The sequence below is a fragment of the Flavobacteriales bacterium genome (assembly GCA_013214975.1).
Classification (GTDB): domain Bacteria; phylum Bacteroidota; class Bacteroidia; order DT-38; family DT-38; genus DT-38.
Genome location: JABSPR010000187.1, coordinates 1 through 3,208, shown reverse-complemented (window position 1 = coordinate 3,208; position 3,208 = coordinate 1). Strand labels below are relative to the sequence as shown.

General features: G+C 35.7%; 4 protein-coding genes. 2 read left to right on the top strand and 2 right to left on the bottom strand.

Going from position 1 to position 3,208, the window contains the following annotated elements; translation table 11 throughout:
* Positions 1-391, bottom strand: a 391-nt coding sequence (locus HRT72_06475) for a glycosyl transferase family 1 (GenBank protein NQY67352.1), incomplete at its 3' end; no start/stop codon positions are given.
* 98 nt (positions 392-489) lie between these two features.
* Between HRT72_06475 and HRT72_06470 the strand changes: the two genes are divergently transcribed.
* Positions 490-2,394: a polysaccharide biosynthesis protein gene (locus tag HRT72_06470; protein NQY67351.1), complete on the top strand. Its 1,905-nt coding sequence runs from the start codon at positions 490-492 to the stop codon at positions 2,392-2,394.
* 24 nt (positions 2,395-2,418) lie between these two features.
* Entirely contained in the window at positions 2,419-2,985 is a 567-nt protein-coding gene (locus HRT72_06465; GenBank protein ID NQY67350.1) for a PhnA domain-containing protein, read from the top strand.
* Here HRT72_06465 and HRT72_06460 read toward each other — a convergent pair.
* Positions 2,982-3,208 (bottom strand): mechanosensitive ion channel (locus HRT72_06460; GenBank protein NQY67349.1); only part of this gene is annotated, 227 nt, incomplete at its 5' end. The genes HRT72_06465 and HRT72_06460 overlap by 4 nt on opposite strands.

Here is a 3,208-nt window from a genome sequence, read left to right as displayed (position 1 = left end):
GAAAACTCAAGTTCTTATATCCACGCGATACATTAGGGAGCCAGATAGAATCGTCAAAATCGAAGATTAATTTGGCACTTGATTTAGAAAACATTTTTTCAAAATAGTATGTACCAGTAGAGAATGCCTCTCTTTGCACAAATATTATATCGAAGTTATTTGCTCTTCTAACGTCCTTTAACCTTTTCAAATAACCTTTAGCCAGAATAATTAACTTCTTTAAATAAGCACCAGGTCTGTAAAAAATATCATCATCCTCTTCTTGAATAAGTTCAGATAACTCGTATTGATAGCCGTTTTCCTCGAAATAATCTAAATATTGTTCAAAGCGAAACCGCTGGCTAGGCGATCTACCTTTTCTATGAGCACCTATGAATAGAATTTTCGGCATAACAAGTCTGTAGATTACAAATATAACAACAACTCTTATTGCTACTTCATAAAATTCAAAACCCACCTGCGCTCAAATTTTCTGTAACTTTGGATATTATGGGACTGAAAGAAATAAATACACCAAGATGGGTGATCTTTTTTATTGACATAGCTATATGTCTTTTTGCATTATCTCTATCGTATTTACTAAGATTCAATTTTGATCTTACTAATATACCACCAGACGAAATTCGTTCTATCCCGTTTATTCTTCCTTTTGTTGTTCTCGTTAGAGGCATCTCTTTTTATGTTTCTAAAATTTATGCTGGTATTATTCGATATACCAGTACGGAAGATGCACAAAGGATTTTCATAGTAATATCTATTGGTAGTTCGTTTTATGTCTTAGCAAACCTGATTCGTTTTTTCTTTATCGACGATCATTTTTTAATTCCATTTTCGATCATAATAATCGATTATATGGCTACCATTTTCATTATGATTGTAGCTCGTGTTTCAGTTAAGATACTTTACGTAGAGCTTAAAGGGCCCAAGAAAGCAAAAGCAAATGTGGTAATATATGGTGCTGGAGAATCTGGTTTAATTACAAAGAATACTCTTATTAGAGACGGTGGTACAAAATATAACATCAAAGCATTTGTTGATCTAGATCCAAAGAAAACTGGAAAGGTTTTAGAAGGTGTAAAAATATTGCCGATTGAAATGCTTAACAGTATTCTAGAAAACGACCCACCAGATCATTTTATCATTGCAGTTCAAAATATTACCCCATATCGAAAAAAAGAAATTATCGATTTATGTCTTAAGAATGATGTAAGAGTAATGGTTGTCCCTCCTGTTTCACAATGGATAAATGGTCAGTTAAGTTTCAAGCAAATTAAAAAAGTGCGCATCGAAGATTTACTTCAACGCGAGCCTATTGTATTAAATGAAGATAAGATTGGAGAAGAGCTCCGCAATAGAGTCGTACTTGTAACAGGAGCCGCTGGATCTATAGGAAGCGGATTGGTAAGGCAAATTTCAAATTACAAGCCCAAGCTATTGATCCTACTTGATCAAGCAGAAACGCCATTATTTGAGCTCGATTTAGAGATGAATGAAAAAAAAAATCGACCAAATTTCGAAATCGTGATAGGCGACATCCGAAATGAGAAACGGATGGATCACCTTTACAATAGCTTCAAACCAGAAATAGTTTTTCATGCAGCTGCTTACAAACATGTTCCAATGATGGAAAATAATCCATCGGAAGCCGTGCAAGCAAATGTTCTTGGAACTAAAATTATGGTCGACTTAGCCATCAAGCATAAGGTGGATAAATTCGTAATGATCTCCACAGACAAGGCTATTAACCCAAGTAACATTATGGGATGCTCTAAGCGAATTGCTGAAATATATGCTCAGAGCTCAAACACAAAGTCAGATACAAAGTTTATAACCTCTCGTTTTGGAAATGTTCTTGGATCGAACGGCTCTGTTGTTTCTTTATTTAAAAAGCAGATTGCAGCGGGCGGACCAATAACAGTTACCCATCCAGACATTACTCGTTACTTCATGACAATCCCAGAAGCTTGTCAGCTTGTACTAGAAGCCGGCACAGCAGGTAACGGAGGTGAGATATATGTCTTTAACATGGGTGAATCTGTTAAGATCGTAGACTTAGCAAAGAAGATGGTTAAGCTATCCCGATTAGAACTAGGGAAAGACATACAACTTATTTTCACCCAACTGAGACCCGGTGAGAAACTACACGAAGAATTATTTTCTGATCAAGAAAACACCTTACCTACACATCATTCTCAAATTTTAATAGCCAAAGTTAGAGAGTACGAATATGCAGTTATCGAAAAAGAAATTAGCGAACTAATTAGCTTGTTCGATCAACAAAATAACAAGGCTATTGTTCTTAAAATGAAGGAGATTGTTTCCGAATACAAAAGCAACAACTCCGAATTTGAACACCTCGACAAACCTTCCGAAATAGAAAAAGCCAAACAATAATCGCATCCGAAAAAGAATTTTATAATGAGTTTAATCGACAGTCTATCCCAAAGGAGTGAATCTAAATGCGAGCTTTGTGATAAGAAATCCGAATTATCGCCTTATCAAGTTAATAATTCATCGAGTGAATCGGCAGATGAAAATATTGCCGTTTGCGAAACATGCCTTTCCAATATGAATGAGTCGAGCAATGCCAATTACTGGAGATGCCTTAACGATACCATGTGGACACAAGTACCAGTTGTACAAGTAGCAATTTGGAGGGTATTAAACAGCATTAAAAGCGAAGGATGGCCTATGAATATGCTAGATATGATTTATTTGAAGGAAGACACATTAAAATGGGCTAAAGAAGGTTCTGAAGATGAATCTACAGTGAAGCACAAAGACAGTAACGGTGTTTTACTATCGCAGGGAGACTCTGTTGTTCTTATCAAAGATTTAAATGTAAAAGGTGCTGGCTTTACTGCTAAAAGAGGAACAGCGGTAAGAAACATAAACCTTGTTCACGACAACCCAGAACATATTGAGGGGCGAGTGAATGATCAGCAAATTGTTATTCTGACTCAATATGTAAAGAAGAATAACTAGCTACCAAACTTCCCAGTAGGGTTCTGGTATATCTCCAAATCAAAATCATTAATCGAAGCAAGAAGATGATCGAAGATATCCCCCTGAATAGCTTCATACTCCACCCAATTAATATTATTACTAAAGCAATAAATTTCTATTGGCAAACCCTTTTCGCTCGGAGCAAGTTGTCGTACCATAAGAGTTAAATCCTTTCGAATATTCTCATTAGCCAATAAATAAT